Raw genomic sequence first — 26,999 nt, 5'->3', positions numbered from 1 at the left:
GCGGGACTGGATTTGTGGCCGTCTCACGGCCGAAGGTAACCGCATGAAAGTAGCAAACCTTTTCATTTAAATCAAAAACAGTTACATCACCTGACGCAATGAAATCAGTTCGTTTTTTCAAAATCTGCATCCTGGGCCTGTTGGTCCGGATGAGTCCTGCCATCGCGCAATCCGATAATGCGCAATCGAAGTTGCTGACAGCCCAATGCGGCTGTGAAGAGATGTTGGAACAGGCCATCGACAAGGTAAGCCGCATTTACGCCGGGTTTGACGACAAGGTAACGGAACAGACACGCCCGGCTTACGATAAACTGGTTAAAGACCTTCGCTACCGCGCACCCGGAGCAAAAACGGAAGGCGAATGCCTTAAAATCCTGCAAGACTATACCGGTTTTTTCAAGGATAGCCATGTTTTTATGATCTGGCAGGGATGGAAAAACGACGGAACGGCAGCCCGGAAGGCCAATGCATCGCGCACGGATCTGGTGCAGTTTAAAAGGCTGAACGCCGATTTTTTGTATTTGAAATTAGGCGTGTTCAACCAACAGGAGGTTAATCAAATTGACAGCATCCTGCTCGCCAATAAGGCGCTTTTGGCGAGCACGCCGTACCTGATATTTGACCTGCGCGGCAACGGCGGTGGTAATGCCGGCACTTCCGACGAAATGGCCAAGTTGATTTACACGAACCCCATCGTTTATCCGTCGTGGGATTACCGGTCGAGCAGTGAGTACATTTCCTCGATGGAAAAGGAGCTCAAATCGCAAAAAGACACAACTAATCCTTATTACGGGAGAGCGCAGCGGCTATTGAGAGCAGTGAAAGAAAATCCGGGCAAACTCGTGAACGATGGCGAGGATCTGCAACGTGCCTACAACATTGACCCAAAGGCATACCCGCAGCATATTGCCTTCCTGATGGATAAAGGTTGCGGCAGCGCAACGGAATTCTTTATTTACGAGGGTAAACAAAGCAAAAAAGTAACACTTTTCGGGACCAATTCACATGGTGTCATGGATTACGGCTCCGACCAGAACTTCGACCTCTGCGACGGCACATTCAATCTGGCCGTTCCATGGGGCCGCAATGGTTGGGTGCGCGAATTCCGCATTGATAATGTGGGCTTCGCACCACACGTGCGTATTCCCGTGGGTGAAGTCGATTGGGTCGCTTTTGTGCAGCGGTGTTATGCCAAAAGGGATAGTACAGGAAAGTAATGCAGGGTATTTCAATAGAAAAAGGCCGGTTCGCATCTTCGTGAACCGGCCTTTCGTCATTACAACTGTACATTATGCGCCTTGCTGCGCAGGGAAGTTAATCATCCAGTTTACCCCGAACTTATCCTGGAAAGCGCCGAAATAGTCGCCCCAGAATTGGTCTTCCATCGGCATTTCGATGGTACCACCTGCCGACAGGCCATTGAAAAACTCATCGGCCTGTTCGCGACTGTCAGGAAAAATGGAAACGTAATTATTATTGCCGACTTTGAGCGTCTGGCCCATGGAAGGCATAATGTCGGATGCCATCAGCAACTCATCGCCCACTGGCAGAGCAATGTGCATGATACGGTTTCTTTCATTTTCGGGCAGATTTTCAGTTCCCGGGGCGCCGTCCATTCTGTGAACACCCCGGAATTCGCCACCGAAAACGGATTTGTAGAAATTGAAAGCCTCTTCCGCAGTTCCGTCGAAGTTGAGGTAAGGATTGATTTTGGGCATAGCTAAAAGATTTAAAGGTGATTGGACTTGATTTTAGATTGTTGACAGATGCAAAAGTATGGACTTGCGCCGTCACGCATGCTCCCTAAAACGGACATTCACAGGGGGCGGTCGCGACAAATTGAAGCCCTTTTTCTGACACTTCAAAATTAACAAATAAATATTGCGCAAGTAAATACTTGCATATATATTTGCAAGCAAATACTTGCCTATTATGAGAGCACGAAGAGATGTATATCAGGCCATTGCCGATCCCACGCGCCGGGCGATCATCGGCATGTTGGCCGGACAGCCCCAGAATGTGAATGCCATTGCCGAGCAGTTTGATATGACACGCCAGGCTATTTCCCTCCATGTCAAAATCCTGACGGATTGCGGGCTGATTTTTATCCGGAAGGAGGGAAGGGACCACATTTGCGAGGCCCGGCTCGATAGCCTTAGCGAGGTGTCGATGTGGGTGGAGCAGTACAAAAAGCATTGGGAAAGCAAACTGGATTCCTTGGAAAGCTATTTGGAACAACTAAAAAAAGAGCGATATGGAAAATGAAAAAAGCAGCACCCACGACCGTGAACTGATCATTACCCGCAAACTGAACGCGCCGGTGGAGCTCGTGTGGGAGGTATGGACCCAGCCGGAGCACATTGCGAAATGGTGGGGGCCAAACGGCTTTACCAACACGATCACGACGATGGACCTCGTGCCGGGTGGCGTGTGGGAGCTCGTCATGCACGGGCCCGACGGAAAAGATTATCAGAACAGGAGTATATTCAAGGAAGTTGTTCCCTTAAAAAAGATTGTATACCAGCATTTTGCGCCCAGCTTCGTGACCACGGTTGAGTTTGAGGCACAGGGTGAGGAAACGTTTCTGCGCTGGCATATGCTTTTCGAATCGGCCGAGCAGATGATCCGTATCGTGAAATCGAACAATGCGGCCGAAGGTTTGAAACAGAATGTCGACAAGCTGTCGGTGTATCTGGAAGGCAGGAAAGCTACAAGTCGGTCATGAAAACGCTGGTCGTTGCATTGTTTGGTGCAATGCTGCATTTATCCGTTCAAGCACAGCAAACTCCTATGGAAACCAAAACAACCGGTTATGCGCCCGTGAACGGGCTGAAAATGTATTATGAGGTTTACGGGGACGGCGATATTCCGCTGGTGCTCATTCACGGTGGCGGCTCGACGATCGAAACGACATTCGGCAATATCCTGCCCATGCTCGCCGCATTCAGCAAGATTATCGCCGTTGAGTTGCAGGCGCACGGGCGTACGAGCGACCGCGACGCGCCCGAGTCGTTTCAGCAGGATGCGGACGATGTGGCCGCATTGCTCCGCTACCTGAAAGTAGGGAAAGCAAATGTCCTTGGTTTCAGCGACGGCGGCTGCACGACCATGCAGCTGGCAGGTCGTCATCCGGAATTGATCAACAAGATCATCGTCGTGGCTTCCAACTACACCCGCGCCGGGATGATCGACGGCTTTTTTGAAATGATGGATAATGCTTCGCTGGATAATATGCCCGCACCTTTGAAAGAGTATTATCTCAAAGTGAATCCCGATCCGAAGGGCCTCCAAACGATGTTCAACAAAGACCGCGAACGCCGCCGGACTTTCGCCGACTGGCCCCAAAGCGACCTCACGCGCATACAAGCGCCCGCATTGATTATGTCGGGCGACAAGGATGTGATCAAGACCGAGCATATTGTCGAGATCTCGAAACTGATACCGAAGGCGGAGCTTGTGATCCTCCCCGGCGTACATGGCGCATTGCTGGGCGAGATTTGTACTGCGAAGGCCGGTAGCAAGCAGCCGGAAATCGCCGCGGCGCTGGTGAAGGAGTTTTTGGAAGGACACTAATCGACCAATGCTTCCCGAATCTTCGTCCATTTAATTTCCGGATAACGCGCATTATCCAGCGGGTCTAATTTTGGTAAGCCGCTGAGCATATCGTGCAGATACTGCATGCCCTGCCAAGGCGGGAATACTTCGTCCCTGGCGGGTGCAATGGTGCGCATGATGCGGATCATCGTCGCCAGAAAGCCCAATCCGCCGATCCTCCACAACCGAAATTCCTTTCCAAAGGCTTGGCTGGCTGCCCGTTGCAAGTCCCGGATGGAGGCTACCTCGCCGGCAATGCGCAGGAAGCGCGGTGCTTGTGAGTCCAGCGCGGCAGCAGCGGTAAATGCGGCAGTGTTGGCCATGGTGGTGAAATCCATCGGCTGGTCGGCTTCGCCCCAGTAGATCACGCGGCTCAGTTTGGGAAGGATTAGTGGCGCCTGATCTTTGAGTAAGTCCGTAAACATACCGTTGAGGACGGAAGTAGTGTGGATCGGCGTGTTGTCGATGACCGACGCGAATGCGCGGCGGAGGTCGAGGTTACGGTTGGAGCCGTTTGGCAGTTTTGTATAATCGATGCAATAATCGGAAGGAATGAAGCGCGGCACGTCCGCATTCAAAGCGGCTTTAAGCAGGTCGGATTGCGTTTCGACAATCACATCCTGCAAACCCGATAATGCGGAAACGACGCATTGTACATTCCGAAGCGCTTCGGTGAGCATTACGGTGTTCTGATAATCGACCGGAATCACAACGGCTCCCGCTTTTTCCAATGGTGCAGTCTTAGCCAGGGGCGTATCTCTCCGCACGAGCGCCTTTACGTGCGCATGCCGCGTGACGAGTTCCTGGATGATCAGCATTCCGAGATGCCCCGTCGCACCGGCTACGACGATCGTTTGTGGTGTAGTGTATTGCTGTCCGATCATTGGTGTCTTTTTCTGTAACTATTCCATGGTTAACGCCCGGTTTGAGATGCGGAAACAATTATGCCAATTGGAATAAAAAAGGAGAGGCATTGGCCTCTCCGGGGTCGTTCGTCCGTACAAATCGTTTCTAACAGCATCAGGAGATTTCTTTAACCCTTTCAAAGAAAAACAGCAACTCCCTAAATGAACAAAAGGTGTCGGCAATGCGCGGGTCATAGCCGAGCTCCTTCTGTGCGAGCATGAAGCCGGTGTAAATCGTCCAAAGGTCATCTACCCAGGATGCTGGATCACCGGCACTCAATAACAATTTTACTTCCTGGCCATAAGCCATGCAAACGCGATCTTCCGGGCCAGTGGAGGTTAATAATGCATTCATATTTTATTGCGTTTAAAGGTGTTGATAAAAGCCCTGTCTTAGGCGCCTTTATGCACGCAATCCGCATCCGGGGACTTTCGTCGTATCCGCACCATAACAGGGCATTTCTTGCAAGTTTTTTCATGATTAATCATTGCGTTTATTAAAGGTGGCCGCATATTCGAGAGAAATATGGGGCTGCACAAGTCAAAAAGCGCAAGACTTTTCAATCGGCAATGGTTGATTATCGCATGCCTACCTCTTACTTACCAGTCGGGAGAATGGTTTTGTGTGGGACCAATGCGCCTTGCTACAAATCCAGAATGTAATCATGCCGCATCACATCGCCGTCGGGTACTTCGCGGAAAAAGCGGAATTGGTGTTTGGTAAGTACATTAACGGAAGCCCGGTTTTCGGGTATTACCAGGGCAACGAGTGATTCGACGCTGCCGCATTCGCGGGCGTAGGCAACGAGCCGGCTCGTGATTTCGGACGCGTAGCCTTTGCCCCAGAACTCGGGCAGGAGCGCATAACCAATCTCTGTGAGACCATCCTCGAAAGGCACGATTTTACCCAGGCCTATATACAAACCGGTAACCTGTTCGTAAACAGCCACAAAGCCCATTTCGCTTTGCTGGCCGTCGGCATGGAGTGATCTTTCAAATCTCTTGCGGGCGCCTTCCATGTCGAGCCCGGTACCGCTGATGTAGAGCATTACATCCTGTTGCGAGACGAGCCGGAAGTAGTCTTCGAAATGGTCGGGAGTGAATTTTTCGTAGCGTAAACGTTCTGAATAAAACTGCATTGTGAAGTGTAAAATGGGATTTTAATGGGTACATGGCTTGGGTTACGTAGTTTCGCTCGCACCCCTGTCACCCTTTTTAACAAAAAGTTGACAGAAAGAATTTGGTTCTTGGCCGGATTTTCGCATTTGTTAACAATTTTTTGTCATTTATTGGTCTTTGGAGTATCAGAAATCGGGCGGGCGATGGCCGCGCTAACCAAATGTATAGCGGGTTAGTTGGATGGATGAAGCGTCGTTTTTGTTAGCTAAATGAGGCCTGCAAATGGCTTCATTAATTCAAAAAAGGAAACAGATCATGGAAAATCAAGGTATTGTCAGAAATATAATGAGTATCAAAACGCCGCCTGCCCAGCCCGGATTTCTGGGCCCCGACCACACGGCGCGTGCGGTGGTTTGCCATGAATTCGAGCACAGCGATCCGTTCATTGTGCTGATGGATGATTTTTTGGATAAAAAGGACGATGAACCCGTTGGAGGGCCGCATCCGCATGCCGGTTTTGAAACCGTTTCGCTGTTGCTGGAAGGTGAAATCGGCGACGAAACGCACACGATGAAACAGGGCGACTTTCAGATCATGACCGCCGGCAGCGGCATTGTGCATACCGAGACGATCGAAGGCAGATCTCGGATGCGCTTGCTGCAAATGTGGCTGAACCTGCCGAGAGCCAATCGCTGGGCGACGCCGAGAGTACAAGACCTGACATTTGCCAATGCGCCAGCGGCCGACAGGAATGGCGTGAAAACGGTTTTGTATAGCGGTTCTTTTGCCGGCCTGCGTTCGCCTGTGAAGAACTACGTGCCGCTCATTGTGGCGGACATCCGGTTGCAACCCGGTGCCAGCCTCGCCGAATCGTTGCCGGCTTCGTATAATGCTTTTTTGTATGTCATTGCAGGAAATGTGGCCATAGGTGATGAGGCGAAGGATTTGAAAACCAACCAGATCGGTTGGCTGAGTCGGGGAGCAGCCGGTGAGTCAAGTGAATTGATCGTCGCGGCCGGCACGGAAGGCGCACGCGTGGTATTGTACGCGGGCGAGCCGCAAAACGACAGCATCGTTTCGCACGGTCCATTCATTGCCGACCATCAGGAGGAGATCAAGGACCTTTACAGTGATTTCCGCCACGGCAAAATGCGGCACGTTTCGACATTGTCGGACGGACAACGGTTTAATTACTGATCCGCATTCAATGCGCTTTAAGGGGCGGTTAATCTTTCTTAATTTACGGCATATTCAAACCTGACCGTAATGAAAAGAAAAAGATTGACCGCCTTTTTGCTCATAATCCTGCTCACACCCGTTTTTGCATTCGGGCAATCGCCGCTCAAAGGCTCGGTGGAACGGATTAAAGTACATGGCAAATCGCTGGAAGGGAATCTGGAAGGTAATCCCACCGATCCCGATGTTTCAATCTACCTGCCGCCGAGCTACAAAAAGGAGTCGAAACGCCGGTATCCTGTGGTGTATCTACTCCATGGCTTCACGGATACCGACGCGCAGTGGTATGGATTTGTAAAGCATTGGATTAATCTGCCGGTGATCGCGGATAAGGTGTTTAGCGCTGGTCAGGCACAGGAGATGATCATCGTTACGCCCAACGCATTGACGCGCGCGGGCGGCAGTTATTATTCCAATTCCATTACGGCGGGGAACTGGGAGGATTTTGTTTCCAAAGAACTTGTTGCCTACGTCGACCAGCATTACCGCACGATTGCCATAGCGGCAAGCCGCGGCCTGGCCGGGCATTCGATGGGTGGCTACGGCACGATCCGTATCGGCGAGCGGCACCCCGAAATATTTTCGAGTATTTACCTGCTGAGCCCTTGCTGTCTGGCGCCGGGCAACGCACGTTCTGCCGAAGCATTGGCTAAAATAGAGGCAGTGAAAACACCTGAGGATATTGCAAAAGCCGACTTTATGACGAAAGTCGCCCTGGCTTATGCCTCGGCATGGTCGCCCAATCCGTTGCGTCCGCCGTTCTATACCGACGCAATCGTTGAAAATGGAAAGCTGAATCCTGCCCTGGAAATCAAATGGAACGCCAATATGTCGCTTCCAAGCATAGATCAGTACATCACCAATTTAAAGCAAATGAAGGGCATCGGTTTCGATGCCGGCGACCGGGATCAGCCGATTGCTTCCAATATCAAAATCCTGCATCAGGTGCTGGATAACTACAAGATCGAGCACTCCTACGAAGAATACCAGGGTGATCACATCAACAAAATAGGCGAGCGGATCGAGACGAAGATGCTGCCGTTTTTTTCGAAGAATCTGGCAACAAAATAATCGAAACGGTTCCGGTTAATTGATCACCCGCGCGACAGGGCTCAATTCGTTCGTGAAAGAGTCGATATCGTCCGGCGAGAGTAGGATTGTCTTTTTGTTAGCGGTTTTAATCAATACTAAATGGTCGCGGCGGGTGATGAACCAGACCATCCTGCCATAGACTGAGTTGTAAAAATAGCCGTAATAGCCCCATAATCCGCCGACACCGAAAGTACGGATCGTGAATTGCAGGTCCTTTTTTTCAATTACCTGAACCGATTCCAGCTTTTCCCTTGCATAACGGACAGTATTGATAGGACGGTGGATAATCAACTCATGCTCCGTGATCGTGTAACCGGTTGGTCGGTAAGCATATGCCGAGCCATAGGTGATTGCGAGAATGGCGCTCGTGATAATGAGGCCCGTTTGCTCACCCCTGGTAAAGGTCTGCAATTCATAAATCAGAATCCCTGCAAACAGAATGGTGATCGCTGTGGTGATAATTTTAGTTGTGTTGTCGAGTGAAGCGCTGTATTTCATGACTGGCAGGTAGGAAGTTGATTATGCCTAAATTTAAGCAATTGACGCCAGTAATTTCCCTCATCGACCGGAGATTCAAACAGAAGCCAACTGTGCAGTGGCTTCTGTTTGAGTAACCAGAGTAAGTTGTAAAATATAAAGCTACTCCACGACCAGTTTCTCCACAGCCCTGGATTCGCCAGACTCCGCTTTCAGAATGTAAACACCCTGCCGAAGCGAAGCGATATTCAATGTGCGTTCTGACGATTCCAGGCGATCGCTTTGCATCGAATTCCCGTTGCGGTCGAGTATCTGTACATCAACAGGGTATTTCCAGCTTCCTTTCAAATTAAGCCGCACCTCTTTGGAAGCGGGATTTGGAAATACCGTCAGGCTGGTAGTCGGCTCGGTTACTTCGCTATCCACTTCTTTTTTTTTGCTGGAGTAGACAAATGCGACGACCTTGCCTTTCAATGCAGGTTTGGTCAGATCTACACTGGCTACGTGCTTGCCCGATGCGTCAACGGCAGTGAGGAAATCGCCGTTGCGGTTGATGGTTAGTGCTTTTGTATTGTACCGGAATTGTTGCGCATGAACAGCCAGCGAGCCGGTCGATAGAAGGCAGGTAGTCAGCAACAGTTGTGAGATTTTCATAGCAAGTTAGTTTAGTTATTAATATTTATTTGATATCCAGGATTATATCCGCGAACTGAAACCCTTCCTTCCACTCGTCGAAGTTTGAACCGGGGTTGAAGATATCGAACGTGATAATGTGGTTTAAGACGACTGTTTGCCCGTTGAGCAATACAGAGAAGCGGGGCTGATCGAGCGGGTAATAGGTGTTGGGCGGGAAAATCTTGGCCAGTTTGAGTCTGAGCTTGTACTTCCCTTGTGGTTTGTTGCTGCCGGCCATAATTACCCCTGAAGTCTCAGAATCGACAAGGAGTTTTGTTACCTGCATGCCATTCGGGTCCAGAAGCGCAAGTACATTGCCATTGGGGTCGAAAAGCTCGACTCCCAACTCATAATTGGACGTTCCATAAGCAGGAGGAATCGAGAATGCATCCGGGTCGTTGCGGAAGCCTTTCAGTTCGGCGGTGAAGTTGACCAGGTTGGGTGGCTGGGGCTGATTTATACTGCCCGAGCCGACGGCTGAAAAGAAGGTCGTTGGGAGCAGTAATGCAGGACATGAGGATGAATTCCTGACTGTTACTGTATAATTTTTCCCATTTGTGAGCGTACCCGGCGGTACTGGCATGGAATGGGCAGTTGTCGGTTTGTTGTCGAAGCCAGCAACCGGAATTCCGGAGCCTGCATCCTTGATGGTAACCAGATAGTTGCTGCCCGCAGCAAATGACTCGCTTGCAAACCATTCCACCTTAAAATCTTTGGTGGGGTCAACCTTGCCTAAGTCGCCCGGAAAGAATACTGCGGGATGATCGGGACATATGACGTACTCGAATGGTAGTGAAAGTGCTGTTTTCGCACCGAGCGGATTAACGGCCAGTACCCTTGCTTTTAAGCCTTGCAGATCGTTAAATATCAGTGGATCCTGGACGAACAATAGAAAATTCTTGCCTTGAGAAGTGAAAATTGATGTGAGCCCGGATGTTTTTTTGGTAAGGTGTAGTTCGAAGTGGTCAACTGTATTCATATTGAGCGTCCCGCTTGTCCATTCAAAACCTGCTGCGGCAAAGTTCTTAAATGGAAAGGTAGTTCCGTTAGCTGGGGACTTCATCGCCGGTAATGCCGCGGTTTCATCGATTTTGACCCGCCATACATTGCTGCAAACGCCAAAGACGAGATTGTTTTTGGGAAGTACGCGTATGAAGAGATTGGTCTGGTTCGGTAATGGTGGAAAAAGCAGGATAGTACTGGCTGCATTTCCGGGTAGGTTGACAGACGAGACAATGTCGGAGAAAGCATTGTCCTTCGCGACTTCCACTACAAAACCGGTTGCTCCCGGTACCGGGTCCCAGCTGACTAACCGCCCCAGGCTTCCAATGGGTGTCGGTGGATCGTTGAGTTTTTGCGTTTTGGCCTGTATGACGGATGTTGAAGGTGTTGATGTATTCACTATTAACGGCTTGGACAAAACCCCATAATTGCTTTGAAGTACAGGCTTATCCTTCCTTTTCGCCGCAACGCGAGCATAGTAGGTTTGGCCGATGGCCAGTGTCGCGTTGATATGCCCGGTTTCCGTGAAATTACCGGTATGCGGCGCATATCCTTCGTAGACAACAGAATTAAAGAACGCGTCGTTGGCAACCTGTATCAGGTAAAGCTCCGCATCTTTCTCCGACTTCCAGGTAAGTTCCGGATACCAGGGTTCTACATAGGTGGAAGTGGTTGAGGGCCAGAACTCGACCCGCTTATCGGCCAGTTTGAAGACATGTGTGGGGCTAAACTGTTGATAGATTTTGCAAAGCGGATTCAACCCTTTGCAAAAGTTGGCATCGGCCTGGGTGATTTTTGCTCTTACATATACCGTTTCATGCGGGCGAAAATAGCCGCTGGTGCTGCCTTTGTAAAATACGCCCCCGCCTGGTTTGAAAAATGTATCGAAGCTGCTCACTTTGTATACCTGCGGGCTGGTAAAGGCATAATCCGAAGCCATTTGCACTTCTACTTCCTTAACGCGTGGGTCATTGTCCCAGGAAAAATTAACTTTCACGGCAGGCCATGGCTCGATGTTGGAAGATGCATTGGCCGGATAAATGGAAAAGAATGGCAGGTTGTTGTCGCAAACGCCTACCGCACACCAGGCTTTTTCAACTGCTTGGTACTCAGTGGAATTTAAGCCGTATAATTGTTTCGCTGCATCAAGTGTGAACGCCTTAAATGCCGGGTAGTCGGAATAGGCTTTTATTTTGGGTATGGCATCCCAGATGATTTGAATCGCTTTTTCTATGCCAATACCGGTCAGGTTGCTGTATTGATATCCCAAATCATTAGTGGCCGGGCCCGCAAAACCAGAGGATAGAAGATAAAACCATTTTGTCACAACACCAGATCCTGCACCGACATTGTAGTTATCTGAGCAGCCAATGTCGAAATATTGGCCTTTGTAGGTGTCAGCCCACTTACCTGATTTCGGGTCTCTTAGATCAACCTTTTTAAAAAAAAACTCCTCCATTCGGAACCAATTATAATTTTGCGGCGTCGACTGCAATACTTTGTTCTTGACGTAAATCCCAAATATATCGGCAAGACCTTCGTCGATAGACCGGTATTCTGTACAAAGACTAGGTAAAGAGGTGATGTTACTCCTATGCATCATGACAGCATGACTGAATTCATGGGCTGCCACATCAACAGAGCAAAACAAAGGAGTATTTTGCTGTACACTTTTACCAAAAACGAAGTATTTGTTATTGACGTCAGCAGAATAGTAGGCGTAAGAATATTCCGGATACTGCGTTTCATCTGAATTTTCAATAGACACTTTAATTGGGTCTATCCCGATCGCATCCAACCCCTTCCAGCCAAATCTTTGATCAAAGATTTTCATCGCCGTCTCGAACCCGTACAGTAGTTGAGCCGCTTCTGTACTGAGGTAGGGAGTCGGATTATCAGAATACATATTGTCATAAGGAAATTTGTCCTCGAACGTGACAGTCGAGCCATTGTCCGTTCCGGACAGCCAGATGGGTGAAAAACCGTTTTCGGATAATGTCTGGAGCCGGTAGATTTTTTCGCTTTGCGGATCTGGATTGACAGTGTGTTCCAGTACTCGCATCGTCTGCATTCCCTGATAATAAGTCATGATCGTTTTGTCGACATTTTTGGGGTTGTGCAGATTTTGGGATGATGCTGTATAGTGAACTAACAGTGAGAAGGTCCATATTAAAATGCGTCGTAAATTTTTCATAATGATAGTGTTGTGTGAAATATTGGAATAAAAATCACTTTACATTGAGAATGATATCGCCAAACTGAAATCCGACCTTCCATTCATGGGAAAAAGAATTAGGATCGGCAAAATTTGCGGTAATGACATGCGGGTTAACCTGTGGTTGGCCATTGAGAAATACCGAAAAGCGTGGCTGATCGAATGGATAGTAAAGCAGCGGATTGAAAATGTCCTTCATCTTAAGCCTTAGCTTGTACTCACCCTGAGGTTTGTTAGAGGCCTGCATAATCACACCAGAGTTTTCGGAGTCCACTAAAAGTTGTGTAACCTGGTTGCCATTCGGATCGACGAGGGCAAGTAGGTTGCCATCGGGATCGATCAATTCAATACCCAGGACGTAATCCGAGGTTTCCCAGGAGAATGCGTCGACGTCGTTTCGAAAACCTTTCAACTCAATGGTAAAATTGACCAGCTTGGGCGGTTGCGGTTGGTTGGAGCCCGAGCTTATTGCCGAGAAGACATTTTCGGATAGCGGGATCCCCGCACACGAGGCTGTGTTTTTCACTGATACGGAGAATTTTTTACCATTGGTGAGCGTGCCTGCGGGTACGAGCATTGAGGTGGTTGTCGTGGGTTTGTTACTGAACCCGGGGATGGGTATGCCTGTCGTCGCGTCTTTGAGCGTGACCAGATAAGTGGTGTTCGGATCGAAAAGGCTATGCTTCCATTGAACATTGAAGTCCAGCAGCGCATCGACCACGCCAGTTTGATCACCGGGGAAAAGTACCTCTGGATGGTCAGGACAGATATTGTAATCAAAAGTGGCCGAGAACCCCGACTTGGCACCGTGCGGACCGACGCCTCGTATTCGAACCTGGATTCCCATTTTGTCGTCAAACATAAATGGATCCTTCAACGTGAAATCGAATCCCTGAGTAGAGAAAATCGAGGTGAGGCCGAAGGTTTTTTCAGTAGCCCATACCTCGAAGTGATCAACCATATTCATATTCAGTGTGCCTCCTTTCCATCCGAAAACCGCAAGGAAATTTCTGAATGGGAAATCGGTGCCATTTGCAGGGCTTTTCATCGCCGGAGCCATGGCATTTTCATCGGTTTTAATACGCCACACATTGTTACAGAGCCCGAAAGCGGAACCTTTTTGAGGTAGCACCTGCACGAACAGCTCTGTTTGATCCGGCAATGAGGGCAGGAGAAATTCGATCGTATTGATATTGCCAAGTACTGTTTGAGACCGGACGATATTGGTAAAAGCGGCATCCTTTGCAACCTGAATAACATAGCTGGTTGCACCGGGATAAGCGTACCAGGTCACCCAGAAACCAAGACTGGATACCAGTTTAGCGGGATCATTGGGCGCCTGATTTAGTGCTTGGAAAATCGAAGTTTGCGGCGTCGCGCCATGAAGTTGGATGACGTCCGACCAGGCTCCATAGTTCTTATTGATTTTAATAAAGTCCAGCCGCTCCGCCCTGACCCGCGTGTAGTAGTCGTGCCCCGCTTCCAGAATTGTATTTATTTCGCCATTTTCAGTGAAATTTCCGGTATGCGATACAACCTCATCGTAGATCAGGTTGTTGAATGCATTGTCGGTAGCAACCTGGATTCTGTAACGATCCGAATCGTCGACGGATTTCCACCTGAGCTTGGGTTTATCCCAGGGATTAACGACCCTGGACAGACTATTGTTCGGCCAGAATTCAATTTTCTGGTCTTTCAGCGTGAATGCGTGTGCAGGGCCGAATTGTTGAAAATATATACAGAGAGGGTTGAGACCCTTGCAAAAGTTCGGGTCGGCCTTCGTGATTTTTGCTCTCGCGTAAACCTTCTCTCCGGGATGGTAGTAGCCGTCAAAGGTCGCATAATTAGTCAGCAGCCCATTTGGATCGACAATCATGGAGAAGTTGTCAACGGTTACGGTTTGCAGGTTTTCGGAAAAGTCATACTTGGTGGATAACTGAAATTGCCATTCTTTCACCATGGCACCTGGCCAGGTTATGTGGCCATTTACCTGCGGCCATGGATTTGCGGAGTTAGTAGCATTTGCTGGATACATCGTGAAGCCGACTGGATTGTTGTCGCAAACTCCGACAGCACACCACGCATTCGCTACGGCAACGTACTCAGTGGAATGCAGGCCGTAGAGCTTTTCGGCAGCTTGAAGTGTGAATGTTCGAAATGCAGGATAATCTGAGTAAGTTTTTAAGAGCGGGATAGCATTCCATACGATCTGGATAGCTTTTTCCGGCCCGACACCTGACAGATTGGAATAACCATAACCTAGGTCATTATATGCACTGCCCAGGGAACCATCGCTTAATAGGACAAACCATTTTTCTGCAACACCGGCTCCGGGATGTGGGTTATAATTTTCATCACAAACGTTTACATAATATTGGCCGTTGTAAGTGTCTGCGAACTGATGATTTTTTGGGGTCGAAAAGTCTTCCGCTGCTTTAAATTGTTCAGCAAATAGCCAGTTAAATTTTTTTGGGTCGCTTTTCTCGATGAAGTTTTCGAAATAAATGCCAAATATATCGGCAATCCCTTCGTGCAGGGTATTGAATTCCGAACACGTAAAGTCATCAGAAAACATGATACCCGTTTTGTAGAGTATTACGCCGTGGGTAAATTCATGTCCAATCATTTCCAGAACATTGGTGAAAGGGGCTGGGTTGGATAGGCTTCGCAGAAAAACAAAATGCTCATTACCGGTATCCTCGGCGAACCAGCCATTATTTTTGCCGGGGACTTGTTCGTCGTCCCCGTCCTTCATGAATATTTTAATCGGAATTGCGCCGGCTCCATCGATCCCCTTCCAGCCAAACCGCTGGCCAAACGCCTTCATAACTTCCTGAAAGCCGTAAAATGTCTGCACAGCTTCTGAACTTAGGTGGGGAGTCGGATTATTATCGTACACATTGTCAAATGGTACTTTATCTTCAAAAAACACCTCACTGCCGTTATCAACTCCTTTCAGTATGATTTCAGGATAGTCGTTTTCGGGTAATGTTTGTAGTCGGTAAATTTTTGCGCTTTGCGGGTCAGCATTGACAGTATATTCCAGTGCTCGAAAAGTTTGCTGTCCATCGAAAAAACTTGTAGCAGTCCTATCGACATTTTGGGCATTGTACAGGTTTTGAGAAAGCACTATATGCCGCAGCAAGAGGAGAAAAACTCCCAACAAGAGACAACGCGAATTTTTCATAATGGATAGTATTGTGTTGGTGATGTTACTTTATATCTAAATTGATATCAGCAAACTGGAATCCGATTGACCACTCGTTGAAAATTGAACTAGGATTGGCAAAATCGACTGTAATGACATGGGGATTTACAATGGGCTGTCCATTGAGAAATACCGAAAATCGCGGTTGATCAAACGGATAGTAAAGCAGCGGATTGAAAATGTCTTTCATCTTAAGCCTTAGCTTGTACTTACCCTGGGGTTTGTTAGAGGCCTGCATAATCACACCAGAGTTTTCGGAGTCGACCAAAAGTTCTGTAATCTGGGTGAGATTGGGATCAACAAGAGCAAGCACGTTACCATCGGGATCGATCAGTTCAATACCCAGGACATAATCCGAAGTTTCCCAGGAGAATGCGTCGACGTCGTTTCGAAAACCTTTCAACTCAATGGTAAAATTGACCAGCTTGGGCGGTTGCGGTTGGTTGGAGCCCGAGCTTATTGCCGAGAAGACATTTTCTGACAATAGGATCCCCGCACACGAGGCTGCGTTTTTCACTGATACGGAGAATTTTTTACCATTGGTGAGCGTCCCTGCGGGTACGAGCATCGAGGTGGTTGTCGTGGGTTTGTTACTGAACCCGGGGATGGGTATGCCTGTCGTCGCGTCTTTGAGCGTGACGAGATAAGTGGTGTTCGGATCGAAAAGGCTATGCTTCCATTGAACATTGAAGTCCAGTAGCGCGTCGACCACGCCAGTTTGATCACCGGGGAAAAGCACCTCGGGATGGTCAGGACAAATTTGATAGCTGAATGAAGGCGATAATGCGGATTTTGCCCCCAGCGGTCCAACGGCCAACACCGCTACCTCAAAACCCGGTTTGTTAGTAAAGAGTGATGGATCCATCAGGCCCATACTGAAACTCGGATCCAGTGTTGCGAAGATGGAAACAGCGTTGGAAGGTTTCTTCTTAAAATGTAATTCGAAATGATGCACCAGACCCATATTGAGGGCGCCGGCCTTCCACTCGAATGCAACGAGAAAAGCGTTGAAAGGGAAAGCGGTGCCGTCTGCTGGTGATTTCATCAGTGGGGTAGCAGTGGCTGCCTTGGTTTTCACATGCCACGTATTGTCGCAAATGCCAAATTGAGGGCCGTTCTGCGGCAATACCCGAACCGATAGGTAAGACAAATCAGGTAGTGAAGGTAATTCGATTAAAGCGGTGGTCAGATTGCCGGCAACGGTTTTTGTACGGATAATATTCTGAAACGCATCGTCGGTAGCAATTTGAATCACATAATGACTCGCACCCGGATAAGAATACCACCCCACCCAGAATCCCAGACTGCTAACCTCGGTAGCCGGGTCGCCCGGTTTTTGATTCAGAGCTTGAAGGACCGAAGTTTTGGGAACTGAGACTTTGATCTCCTCAATTTTGGACGATGCGCCGTAGTTGTTTATTAAATAGGGCGTGTTGAACCGCTTTGCCTTTACGTGTGTGAAGTAGGTCTTTCCCGGTTCCAATGTTGTATTGAGTCCCCCCGTTTCAGTGAAATTGCCTGAGGGAGTAGTAGTTCCGGTAAAAACGATTTTTGAAAATGCTTCATCCTCACCTACCTCATACACATATTGCTCCGCGTTTTCGACACGTTTCCATGAAATCGATGGGTTGTTCCATGGATTAACGGTCCAATGGTCGCTAGGTACCATATGCCAGAATTCAGTTTGTTTGTCACCAAGCGTAAATGCATGAGCCGGGCCATATTGCTGATATAACACGCAAAGTGGATTGTACCCTTTGCAAAAATTGGCACTCGCTTTCGTGATGCGTGCACGGGCATACACACGTGCTCCCGGAAGGTAGTAGCCTGTTGCAAATCCGGAATAAGCACTTCCCCCTCCCGGCTTGATCACAACCGAAAAATTCTTGACCAGCACATTTTGCACATTTTCAGTGAAAGCCGCATTGGTCGCCATTTGGACTTCCCATTCATCGACAGGCAAGCCTTCCCACGTTACATTTACATCCACCCCAGGCCAGGGTTCAACGCCGGTCGCACCATGTGCAGGAGACATAGAAAAGGGGCCGAGGTTGTTTTCACAAATGCCCACCGCGCACCACGCGTCCATAACAGCGAGGTATTCTGTGGAGTGCAGGCCGTAAAGCTGTTCGGTTACCGTAAGGGTTATTTGTTTAAGCTCCTTGAAATTGGTTTTCGCCGTGAGGTGGTCAAGGCAGTTCCATACGATCTGGACGGCATTATTGATTCCGATTCCATTGAATTGGTAGGAATAGCCGAGGTCGTTGGTTTCTGTTCCGGTTGTACCGGCGGCCAGCAGGTAATACCAATGATCAATTACGGTAGCGTTCTTGTGTTCAGGGAAATCGCCAGACAGTGGGCATACATTCTCATAATAATTTCCAAAATAGGTATCTGGTTGCCCAATGGAGTTGGGATTGTCGAAAGCTCTCCCAGGTATACCAACACCTTTACCGTGTGTCCATGTATAGAATGCCGGTGAATTTTGTTCGTATTCATTGAGAATATAGAGGCCAATTATGTCTCCAAGAGCCTCTTCAAGTACTCTTCTCTCAGCGCAAAGATCCACGTTTTGTAAGTTAACGTTGCCGATCTTCTGATGGATAATTGCATGTATAAGTTCATGACCTACTACATCAATATTGTTGATTTGTTCCGGTTGGTTGCCGTCTGTGCGATAAAGAAATTCCTTAATGACCGGATTGTAGGCGGCAGAGGCTACAAATAATGGCTTACCTGGATTTACAATATTCCATATAATCGGTTTACCATTGACGGTCAGGTTATCAATACCAATCCAGCCGAATTTGTCTTTGATGATTTTCAGTGAGACCTCGGTCCCGAGCAGCAATGCGGCGGCGCTTGCAGCGAGTTTAAAGTCTGGAATGCCATCGTCGAAGGAGGCGTCGAAAGGCGGTTTATTAATGAAAGGCAGTACCTCAAAATTATCGGTAAGAACCCTGGCTTGCATAGACGGCAGATCATTTTCAGGCAACGCTTCCAAACGACGTTCGATTATTGTTCCGGCCTGATCGGTCGAGTACTCCATAACCCGTAAAGGCCGCGTATCAAAATAGGAGGATACAAAGACATCTTGTGTAACATTGTGCTGGTTGTAGATCTGTTGTGCTCCAACATGTGTGCATATGCCTAAAAGCCAAACAATGCAGCAAACAAGTAATAGTAGTTTTCTCTTCATAATGCGTGTAGTTTTTGTACTAAATACATATTGCAAATAGCCTGAAAAAACGGCGCATTCTGCCACTTTTCGCGGTGGTTAAGTACTAGTCTGGTGATACTTTTAACTAGTTGTCGACAGGAGTAGAAATAGAAGCGTACACAGGCTAATCAATCGGTTGCCGATTGAAAAGTGGGAATAGGAACGATGGGTAACAAACGGCCTTTATTCGTGTAAAGATTTGTCAGTGGCACCCCATGAAAGAACATAAAATTCCTATCGGTGATAATATACGTCTCGTGCGTAACAGGCTGGGGTATTCGCAGGAATACGTGGCCGGACGCCTCGGGATTTCAAAGCAGCGCTACCGGCAGCTGGAAAATGAAGAGCAGGATTCCATCACGATGGGCCGGCTTTCAGAGATCGCGGCGGTACTGGAAACCGATATTGAAACATTGGTGAGCCTGCATAAGGTGAAGTTTTTGAAAGCCGGATTGCAAAGTGAAGACAGCCAGGTACTTCACCAGTTGATCCAAACGCAACAGGAGCTGATCATCGCCCTCAAAGGCAAGACCAGCTCCGAATAAGGGTAGCAAGCAGGTTGAATGCGCTTATTCGCTCCGAAGGCTTTTCACCGGGTTGAGCAGCGCCGCGCGGATCGCCTGGTAGCTGACAGTCGCCAGCGACACGACAATGGCCAGGAAACCCGATACAGCGAATATCCACCATTGAATGCCGACCCGGTACTCGAAATCGTTGAGCCAGAGGTTCATGACATACCAGGCAACCGGTACCGCTATGACAATGGAGATAATCACAAGCGCCATGAATTCGCCGGAAAGTAACGCGGCAATGCTCATCACGCTGGCACCCAATACTTTGCGCACACCGATTTCTTTCACACGGTTTTCGGCCATATAGGCGGCCAGCCCGAATAGCCCGAGACATGATATGAAGATAGTCAGGCCGGCGAAAATACCGGTCAGCTTGGCTACCCGGCGGGTATCTTCAAATTTCAGTGCATAATCTTCGTCCACGAAATGGTATTCGAAGGGATATTCGGGATTGTAGCGGCGGAAAATGGCTTCCACTGCCGGCATGACGTCAGCAGCAGGTTTATCGGCAGTGAGTTTGATGTGGATGACATTGAAATAGCTTTGTGCCCCTTCGATGATCAATGGGCTTGGCCGATCATAAGGCGAGCGGATCACAAAGTCCTTTACCACACCAACGATGCGATACTGAAGGCCGTTGTCTTTGATCGTTTGCCCGATCGGATCTTTGAAGCCCATAATTTTGGCCGCGGTTTCATTGAGCAGGACAGCCGCAGAGTCTGAAGGGAATTTGGTAAGGTCCATATCGCGGCCCTGGATCAGTTGCAGGCCGGCGGTTTTAACGAGCCCTTCGTCTTCGGTGAAAATATCGAAATCAATTTTTTCAGCCATGTTTTTGCCCTGCCATTCGATGCCCCATGTATCGGAAGAGACGCTGCTTAGCGGGGAAGAGGTTTTGGTAACCGACGTGGCAATGCCCCCACTCAACAGCTCGCGTTTGATTTGTGCATATTGTTTACCCAAATCGCCGGTAATCCAGTGGTACACCACCTGTCCGCGGTCGTAACCCGCATCGCGGTTCTGAGCGTGGCGGATCTGCTGTACCACGATGAGCGTGGAAATGATGAGGACGATGGCAAAGCTGAATTGCACAACCACCAGTACTTTCCGGGGACTCAATGCCGAATGCGTTCTTTTAAATGCTCCTTTGAGCACACTGATCGGCTTGAACGACGAGAGGTAGAATGCGGGGTAGCTTCCGGCCACAATGCCTGTAAAAAGAATAAAGGCAAATGCGGCAGTCCAGAATGCCGGGTTGGAAACCGGTACTTCCAGTTCTTTACCGATCAGCGTATTGAATGCGGGCAGGGTGAGGTAAACTGCCAGCAGCGCGATGGTGCCGGCGATCATCGCGATCAGGATCGATTCGCCGATGAACTGGCCCACCAAAAGGCTTTTGGGCGCTCCCGCTGTTTTACGGATTCCCACTTCCTTGGCGCGTTTCTCGCTGCGTGCGGTACTGAGGTTCATAAAGTTGATGCAGGCGATCAGCAGAATGAACGCCGCAATGATCCCGAACAGTCGCACAATGGCGATTCGCCCGCCAACGACTTTCCCGTTTTCAAAATTGGAATACAAATGCCACTGGCTAATGGGGTGGAGGAATACTTCGTGCTCCTCGGTTTTGTTCGAATGGCGGATCGTGATATCCCGGATTTTTTTGGCAAATGCCTCGGGATTTGTGCCGGATTTCAGCTGAACATAGGTGTGCACCGAGTTAAACATCCAGCCATCGTAGGCGGAGCCAATCTTTTTCAAATACTCAATCGGAAGAATGTATTCAAACTTGAATGCGGTGTTGGGCGGGAGGTTCCGCATAACACCGGTGATTGTAAAATTGTCTTGGTCGATCGATATGACTTTGCCCAGTACATCCTCCGTACCGAACATTTTAATAGCCATCTTCTGTGTAACCACCATAGAGCCGACCGAGTTGAGGGCCGTCTGAGCATTTCCTTGCAGGAGCGGGAAGTCGAACATGCTCAGGAAAGCGGGATCGGTAATGATGGCTTCGCTCGAAATCTTCTTGTCGCCTGCGCGCGTCACAAACCACCGGGAATAGTTACGCGAAATGTGGGAGACTTCGGGATATTCCGTTTTCAGGGTAGGGCCGAGTACTTGCGGAGTGGAATTCCAGCATTGCAGTTTGCCGTCGAATGTCCCGCGGTTCCAGGCCTCGTAGAGGTAATCCTTGTTCTTATGGAAGCGGTCGTAGCTGATTTCATTGTACATCCAAAACAGAATAAGCACGGCGCTCGCCATACCCACGGATAACCCCAGAATATTGATTGACGAAAACGCCTTGTTTCGGAGCAGGTTCCTGAATGCGATTTTGAGATAGTTTTTTAGCATCTTTTTGTTCTTCCAGACAAATCTGGAATATTTTGAATCAAATAGTCTGCCAAAAAAATAAACAATTGATAATCAGGTATTTGAAAATATGAAACGCGCAGTCATTGTCCGGTAACGAACAATGCGCGTTCACGCCGGGACGCTCCGCCGCTTTACCGGTACAGTTCGAATTCGAGTATTCCCATTCCGCCGCCCACGTCACCTTGTTTTTCCGGTTTGAATGATCTGACTTTGAAGAAGCGTGCATCGATAGGATCGAATTTCAGATCGATGACCCGGTCTGAATTGTTCTTTTTCTCCAACAGGGTAGTCCATGTTTTGTTGTCCGGGGAGGCCATCACTTTGAATTCTGTTGAATAACTGGTTTTCGCAAAAGTGATTTTCGCCTGTTTAATGCCGGGCTCAACTTTGGAAAGGTCCACCAACAGCGTCCAGGGGTATTGGCCTCCGGCCAGTGCCATCGTTGCAAGATCACCGTCGACTGCGTTTTCTGCAAAAAATATGTGGCTTGACGGGCCGAGAGCGGCTTCATTGTTAGCCCGTAAATATGCTTGTTTACCCAGCGCCAGGTTAACTTTGGCGCCGCTGACTTTCATCTTTTGGTATTTCAAACTAAGCAGTTGACCTATCTTATCGTCCACAATAGGCCGCTTGGTGCCCTGTGGGCTTAAAATGTTGTATTCGACAATTCGATAGTCCGGAAAAGAGGGGACATTCTTAAAATCCTCCGGCGCAAATTTGTCGTCGGCATTTTCCTGAATGCTGATGATATACGACTTTCCGGCTTCCAGCAGGAGCGGGGGAATTGGCGCATATTGGTAACCGTCATCTGCCACGGGAAGCAAAGCCGTGTTTAACGAGGCGGTCAGTATGGGGTGGTCGTCTGCGAAGCGCGTAATGATGATCGAATGCCGTCCATTATTGCCCTGGAGATATTTCCGGCCGACATCCGTGAGCCGGATAGGCATGGAGCCCACCGTAATACGCATTCCCCTGTAAAACCCTTTTGGTTCGGTTTTTCCGGCGACATCCGTGGCCGCCGGGGCGGGAGCCGGTGCGGCTGAACGGGCATTGGCGGTCATCCTGTTGGAGCGGGTCAAAATGGTGAATGTCTGGTCGAAGACTTTGCTGGCAGGTTTCCCCGGTTCAACCGAAATAGCCTGGACGCGAGCAGTCTTATTGATCGGAATTGGCCCTTTGTAGAGCTTGGATGTGGTTGTTGGCCGGTTTCCGTCAATGGTATAGTATATTTTTGAACGCGCTGACGTGGTCAATACCAACTTCTGTCCTTTGTCGTAATCAACCGTGTCGGACAGGGAGGCGCGGGGCGTTTCGCTCCATCCCTGGTTCTTCTTGACAAAACTGGCGATCTGTTTCAGTTCTTCCTGGTAGATTTCCGGAAAAATGTCCCCATTTGCAGGCACTGGATAGCTAAGAATGTAAGTGGCGCCAACCTCCCAGTTTTTTTTGATGTTCCTGATCATCATATCCACCGGTTTCGGGGACCTGAGTTTAGGATCTTCCCGCCATGACCACGTGTTGTCCAGCAAATTGTCGACCTCGATGGCCAGCTTTTTTTTGACGGTAGTCGGTTTCGCTACTTCCAGCGCTGTTTCGTGTGGCGACGTGCCACCTTCATAAATAATGACGTCGGTGTTGGGGTATTGCAGCACCGTGCCCCCGTTGTACAGGCCGGTGTTGTTGGCAAATATCACTTTGGGGTTATTGGCCCGCATGATCGGGATCATCTTGTCCCATGGAAACCAGTTGTAGTCAAAGCCCTGGTAAAGTTCTGTGGCAGAGGTCATGTCGATCCAGAAGCCATCTACGCCCATGAGCACAAGTTCTTTGATCAACCCCAGGTTCAGCGTGCCGTATGTGCCGTCCAGGCCCGTATCGACGATGTCCTTGTTCCAGCCCTTGTCGGGAGCGAAGTAGGCCACAAACTTGATGCCCTTTTTATGGCAGGCATCTATCAGCTCCTTCGCGATGTTCCGTTTTGTTTTCAATTCGAGCTTGCTCGGCGTTGTCGAAGGCCAGAGGCGCACCCCGTCACCTGTATTGATCGTAACCGTTAATACCTTGCCTCCCAGGTCGATGACCTGTTGGGCCCACTCGTCCGCATTAAACTTGGTAATTCGTTTCTCAAACTGTGCGATGCCGTCCTTGCCCTTCAGCGACGGCGGTGTGAAGATTCCCCATTGTATGAATATGCCGAATTTGGCATCGGAAAACCATTTGGACCTAAACGGGGCGGCTTCAAAAACGAGTGGTTTGGTAGCGGAAGCACCTTTCGAGTCGGTTACGCGGGCGGTGAATGCATAGTTACCTTCCTTGCTGGCCATGCCCTGGATTTTTCCGGTTTTATCCAACCGGAGCCCTTTCGGTAATTCACCGTCGGCAATAGCCCAGGTGTAAGGCGGCGTGCCGCCCTCGGCTGTCAGCTGAAAGAAGGGGGATGGCCCCGCCTCCGTCCACGACTGGTAGATGATATTATCAACAAATGCGGGATATATCGAAGTCTTGGGGCTTTTGCTGTACTCGCTGGAAGATGTGGTTGTGATTTGAAGACCAGGATTTTGTCCTGAAACAGACAATGAAACCACCAGAACTGTAAACAAGATACCACTCATCCATTCAGAAATCCTTTTCATAGCATCAAGGTTGTTTTGGCAAATATGGCTAGAAATATTGTGCCAAAGTGCGGATAAAGAAAAAGTCGCCTCTTGTAAGGCGACTTTCGGTTACTCTTCGGTATTGTTTTCGATCAAAAATCAGAAGGTATAGGTGAAGTTGGCGAGAAATGACCGCGGCATCTGCGGGGCGATCGTAGACCATCCTTTGTAGTACTCCTTATCAAATGCATTGTTGAGTTTCAACCCGATGCGGTAATGTGCAGCCTGGTAGAAGAGCGACGCATTGGCAACGGTGTAGGCAGGCAACATAAAGTCGCCCGTCGAGGCGTAGTTGATCGCGTACCGCTCGCTCGCGCCGTTGAACCCGGCACCAACGCCGAAGCCTTTCAGTTTTCCTGCCGGTAGCTCGTAGTTAGCCCACATATTGTAGAGTGTTTTCGGGCCCGCTCCCAACGGACGCTTGTTCAGGATCTGCTCGTTATCGGATTTAGTCGTCTTGCTTTCATTGTTGCTGAATCCTGCACGGATATTGAACCCTTTCGCCGGATTGGCATTCAACTCTACTTCAAATCCCCGGCTGTAAGCTTCTCCGCCCTGGATTTTGTTGAAAGGCGAGGCCGGATCGGTGATTACCTGGTCTTTCACCTTGATGTCGTAGTAGCTGACGGTCAGGTTCAGTTTGTTTTTGATGATATTGGTTTTAAAACCGAACTCGATCTGGTTTGCCTGTTCAGGGCGGAAAGACTTGATGGTCTGTGGGCCGTCTTCAGGGTTCCCTACGAGTTCGGGGGCCACGTTGGTGAAGCCGTTCTGGTAGTTGGCGAAAACAGAAAGTTTGTCGACCAGTGGCTGGTACAGGATCCCGAACTTCGGCGAAAGGGTAGTTTGCTTATAATCATCGTACGCGGAGCTCGATACGCTGCCTACGTTGTCGAAATGGTCGAGGCGAAGACCCACCATCACCGACAATGCTCTGGTAATATTCAACACATCCGAAGCGTAGGCACTGTAAATGTTGTATTTCGATTTGGCATTAGCCACCGGTTGTGAGGCGAGCACCGCATCGACGGCCGCTGAGGAAAGCGGATAGGCGGTCGTTTCCACGCCGGGCGTAAATGGGTTGTCGCCGTTGGAGCCGCCGTCGGCAGTAACATTTCCGTAAAACGCATAGCCGGTGCCGTTGCTGGTAGAAGTTGCCGTGAAATAATCCAAACCTAACACGACGCGGTTTCTCAGCGAGCCCAGCTTGAAATCCCCGATGAAGTTCTGCTGGATATCGGATGTCCCGGTATATTCATTCTGCTTGTTCAGGAAGCGCGAGAATGTGTTCCCTTTCAGGATGCCGTAGTCATAGAGATAGGTGTAATAGCCTTTGGTAGAGGTGGCGCTTTTGGAAATAAGCGTTTGCGATTGCCACGTATCGGACAGTTTGTAATCCATCTCAACCCGGTAATTCTGGGTGGGGTTTTGCAAGGTCAGGTCGTTGCTGGTGAAAGACAGTTTGTAGTTGTATCCCAATTCCTTCATGTTTTTGGCGACCGACGGCGCAGCCCGGTTCAGGAAAAGGAACATCGGGTTAGTCTGCTCGGCCTGGGTAATTTCGCCGTAAAATGAGAAGGACAACTTGTTGTTCACCTTGTAGGAAAGGGAAGGTGCCACGAAAAACGACTTTCTGAAACCGGCATCCTGGAAGCTGCGCTCGGTCGTATAAGAGGTGTTCAGGCGAAAGTAAAGATTCTTATCCTTGTTCAGAGCTGTGTTGAAATCGCCGGTAATCTGGTTCAGGCCGAAAGAGCCGGTGGTAAACGACAGTTCGCCGCCCGTACCGATGTAAGGTTTTTTGGTAACCACATTGATGAGCCCGCCATACGAACTCACCGCATTGCCGAACAGCGTCGCCGAAGGCCCTTTCAGCACCTCGATCCGCTCGATATTGGCTGGGTTAATCGTCCCGTTCGTTAGCCCGGGAAGGCCATTCACGAGTTTTGGCTGCACAGAAAACCCACGAAGCGAATAGTACCCCGCGCCGTCACCACCGCGGCCTGTGGAGGTCCAGAGGTTTTCGACCCCGGCCGCGTTTTTGAGCGCGTCGTCAAAATTGGTAATGATCTGCGATTTCAAAAGGTAATTGGTGATCGTGCTGTACACCTGCGTATTTTCAAAATCCTTTAAAGGCAGCTTGGCGACGTACGCTGTGTTGCTGCGGGAGAATTTGTCCTCTCTCTCGCCCTGCACCACTACTTCCCGTAAAATTTCATCACCCTCATAAAGCATAATCGCCCCAAGTTCGACTTCATTCTGCGAAATAGTCAGCGGTAATTCCCGGGTTTTAAATCCCACGGAGGAAATGGATAAAGTGTAACTGCCATCGCTGATATTGGATATTTCAAATGCACCATTTTCGTCGGTGTGAGCGCCAAGGCTGCCACTTTTGATAACGATACTCACACCAGGTAAGCCGTTTTGCGTATTGTCAACAACCTTTCCGCTAACTTTTCCCGTTTGCGCAAGCACCAGTGAAGGCAAAAGCAACCAAATGGATAGTGATAATAGATATTTCATTTATTTAGACTTATTATAATTTGAGTGCCGCAAATGTATTTCCTGAACACAACAGTTCCAAAGGTTTTTGTAATATTCCGGTAACATCAGAGCTGAGGGAGGTATCTGACGAAGCAGTGAAGGAAAATGAAAAG

Annotated in this window: 19 protein-coding genes; 7 read left to right on the top strand and 12 right to left on the bottom strand. The window is 49.1% G+C overall.

Translation table 11 applies throughout. The features are described from left to right. Positions 1-98: 98 nt before the first annotated feature. Complete coding sequence (locus J2Y43_RS00475) at positions 99-1,217, top strand: S41 family peptidase (RefSeq protein WP_309981757.1); 1,119 nt, start codon at positions 99-101, stop codon at positions 1,215-1,217. 72 nt (positions 1,218-1,289) lie between these two features. On the opposite strand, the gene J2Y43_RS00470 is transcribed toward J2Y43_RS00475, so the two are convergent. Then, positions 1,290-1,718, bottom strand: a complete 429-nt coding sequence (locus J2Y43_RS00470; protein ID WP_223406842.1) for a VOC family protein — start codon at positions 1,716-1,718, stop codon at positions 1,290-1,292. Positions 1,719-1,932: 214 nt separating this feature from the next. On the opposite strand from J2Y43_RS00470, the gene J2Y43_RS00465 reads away from it, so the two are divergent. The 3 genes from J2Y43_RS00465 to J2Y43_RS00455 are packed head-to-tail and all read left to right on the top strand — an operon-like array spanning position 1,933 to position 3,573. Beyond that, positions 1,933-2,265, top strand: coding sequence for a metalloregulator ArsR/SmtB family transcription factor (locus tag J2Y43_RS00465; RefSeq protein ID WP_309981758.1), 333 nt, complete (start codon positions 1,933-1,935; stop codon positions 2,263-2,265). After that, positions 2,255-2,725: an SRPBCC family protein gene (locus tag J2Y43_RS00460; RefSeq protein ID WP_309981759.1), complete on the top strand. Its 471-nt coding sequence runs from the start codon at positions 2,255-2,257 to the stop codon at positions 2,723-2,725. The genes J2Y43_RS00465 and J2Y43_RS00460 overlap by 11 nt, the downstream gene beginning before the upstream one ends. Further along, positions 2,722-3,573 (top strand): alpha/beta hydrolase, encoded by an 852-nt coding sequence (locus J2Y43_RS00455; RefSeq protein ID WP_309981760.1) that lies wholly within the window; start codon positions 2,722-2,724, stop codon positions 3,571-3,573. The genes J2Y43_RS00460 and J2Y43_RS00455 overlap by 4 nt, the downstream gene beginning before the upstream one ends. On the opposite strand, the gene J2Y43_RS00450 is transcribed toward J2Y43_RS00455, so the two are convergent. The 3 genes from J2Y43_RS00450 to J2Y43_RS00440 form a co-directional block, all read right to left on the bottom strand. Continuing rightward, positions 3,570-4,478 (bottom strand): NmrA family NAD(P)-binding protein, encoded by a 909-nt coding sequence (locus J2Y43_RS00450; protein WP_309981761.1) that lies wholly within the window; start codon positions 4,476-4,478, stop codon positions 3,570-3,572. The two genes, J2Y43_RS00455 and J2Y43_RS00450, sit on opposite strands and share 4 nt — an antisense overlap. 136 nt (positions 4,479-4,614) lie before the next feature. Continuing rightward, entirely contained in the window at positions 4,615-4,854 is a 240-nt protein-coding gene (locus J2Y43_RS00445; RefSeq protein ID WP_309981762.1) for a hypothetical protein, read from the bottom strand. Between the two features lie 289 nt (positions 4,855-5,143). Further along, complete coding sequence (locus tag J2Y43_RS00440; RefSeq protein ID WP_309981763.1) at positions 5,144-5,638, bottom strand: GNAT family N-acetyltransferase; 495 nt, start codon at positions 5,636-5,638, stop codon at positions 5,144-5,146. 295 nt (positions 5,639-5,933) lie between these two features. On the opposite strand from J2Y43_RS00440, the gene J2Y43_RS00435 reads away from it, so the two are divergent. Continuing rightward, positions 5,934-6,815 carry a pirin-like C-terminal cupin domain-containing protein gene (locus J2Y43_RS00435; protein WP_309981764.1) on the top strand — a complete coding sequence of 294 codons (882 nt, stop codon included), beginning with the start codon at positions 5,934-5,936 and terminating at the stop codon, positions 6,813-6,815. 69 nt (positions 6,816-6,884) lie between these two features. Next, entirely contained in the window at positions 6,885-7,925 is a 1,041-nt protein-coding gene (locus J2Y43_RS00430; RefSeq protein ID WP_309981765.1) for an alpha/beta hydrolase-fold protein, read from the top strand. 15 nt (positions 7,926-7,940) lie between these two features. On the opposite strand, the gene J2Y43_RS00425 is transcribed toward J2Y43_RS00430, so the two are convergent. From J2Y43_RS00425 to J2Y43_RS00405, 5 genes are all read right to left on the bottom strand, one after another. After that, entirely contained in the window at positions 7,941-8,444 is a 504-nt protein-coding gene (locus tag J2Y43_RS00425) for a PH domain-containing protein (RefSeq protein ID WP_309981766.1), read from the bottom strand. 141 nt (positions 8,445-8,585) lie between these two features. Further along, the gene (locus J2Y43_RS00420; RefSeq protein WP_309981767.1) at positions 8,586-9,077 is read right to left on the bottom strand and encodes a T9SS type A sorting domain-containing protein; all 492 of its coding nucleotides are present in this window, start codon (positions 9,075-9,077) and stop codon (positions 8,586-8,588) included. A 25-nt stretch (positions 9,078-9,102) separates the two neighbouring features. Continuing rightward, positions 9,103-12,294: a M4 family metallopeptidase gene (locus J2Y43_RS00415; RefSeq protein WP_309981768.1), complete on the bottom strand. Its 3,192-nt coding sequence runs from the start codon at positions 12,292-12,294 to the stop codon at positions 9,103-9,105. A 34-nt stretch (positions 12,295-12,328) separates the two neighbouring features. Next, positions 12,329-15,502: a M4 family metallopeptidase gene (locus J2Y43_RS00410; protein WP_309981769.1), complete on the bottom strand. Its 3,174-nt coding sequence runs from the start codon at positions 15,500-15,502 to the stop codon at positions 12,329-12,331. Between the two features lie 25 nt (positions 15,503-15,527). Beyond that, a complete protein-coding gene (locus tag J2Y43_RS00405; RefSeq protein ID WP_309981770.1) occupies positions 15,528-18,722 on the bottom strand; it encodes a M4 family metallopeptidase in 3,195 nt (1,064 codons plus the stop codon). A gap of 236 nt (positions 18,723-18,958) precedes the next feature. On the opposite strand from J2Y43_RS00405, the gene J2Y43_RS00400 reads away from it, so the two are divergent. Beyond that, a complete protein-coding gene (locus J2Y43_RS00400) occupies positions 18,959-19,288 on the top strand; it encodes a helix-turn-helix transcriptional regulator (protein WP_309981771.1) in 330 nt (109 codons plus the stop codon). Between the two features lie 24 nt (positions 19,289-19,312). Here the strand turns inward: J2Y43_RS00400 and J2Y43_RS00395 are convergent, their stop codons facing one another. The 3 genes from J2Y43_RS00395 to J2Y43_RS00385 form a co-directional block, all read right to left on the bottom strand. Continuing rightward, positions 19,313-21,667: an ABC transporter permease gene (locus J2Y43_RS00395; protein WP_309981772.1), complete on the bottom strand. Its 2,355-nt coding sequence runs from the start codon at positions 21,665-21,667 to the stop codon at positions 19,313-19,315. A 152-nt stretch (positions 21,668-21,819) separates the two neighbouring features. Continuing rightward, complete coding sequence (locus J2Y43_RS00390) at positions 21,820-24,321, bottom strand: alpha-L-fucosidase (protein WP_309981773.1); 2,502 nt, start codon at positions 24,319-24,321, stop codon at positions 21,820-21,822. 120 nt (positions 24,322-24,441) lie between these two features. Next, on the bottom strand, positions 24,442-26,865 hold the full coding sequence (locus J2Y43_RS00385; RefSeq protein WP_309981774.1) for a TonB-dependent receptor: 2,424 nt from the start codon (positions 26,863-26,865) through the stop codon (positions 24,442-24,444). Positions 26,866-26,999: the final 134 nt, after the last annotated feature.

Source organism: Dyadobacter sp. BE31 (assembly GCF_031457695.1).
GTDB lineage: Bacteria > Bacteroidota > Bacteroidia > Cytophagales > Spirosomataceae > Dyadobacter.
Note: the sequence above shows the minus strand (reverse complement) of the source record. Positions and strands in the feature narration are given on the sequence as shown.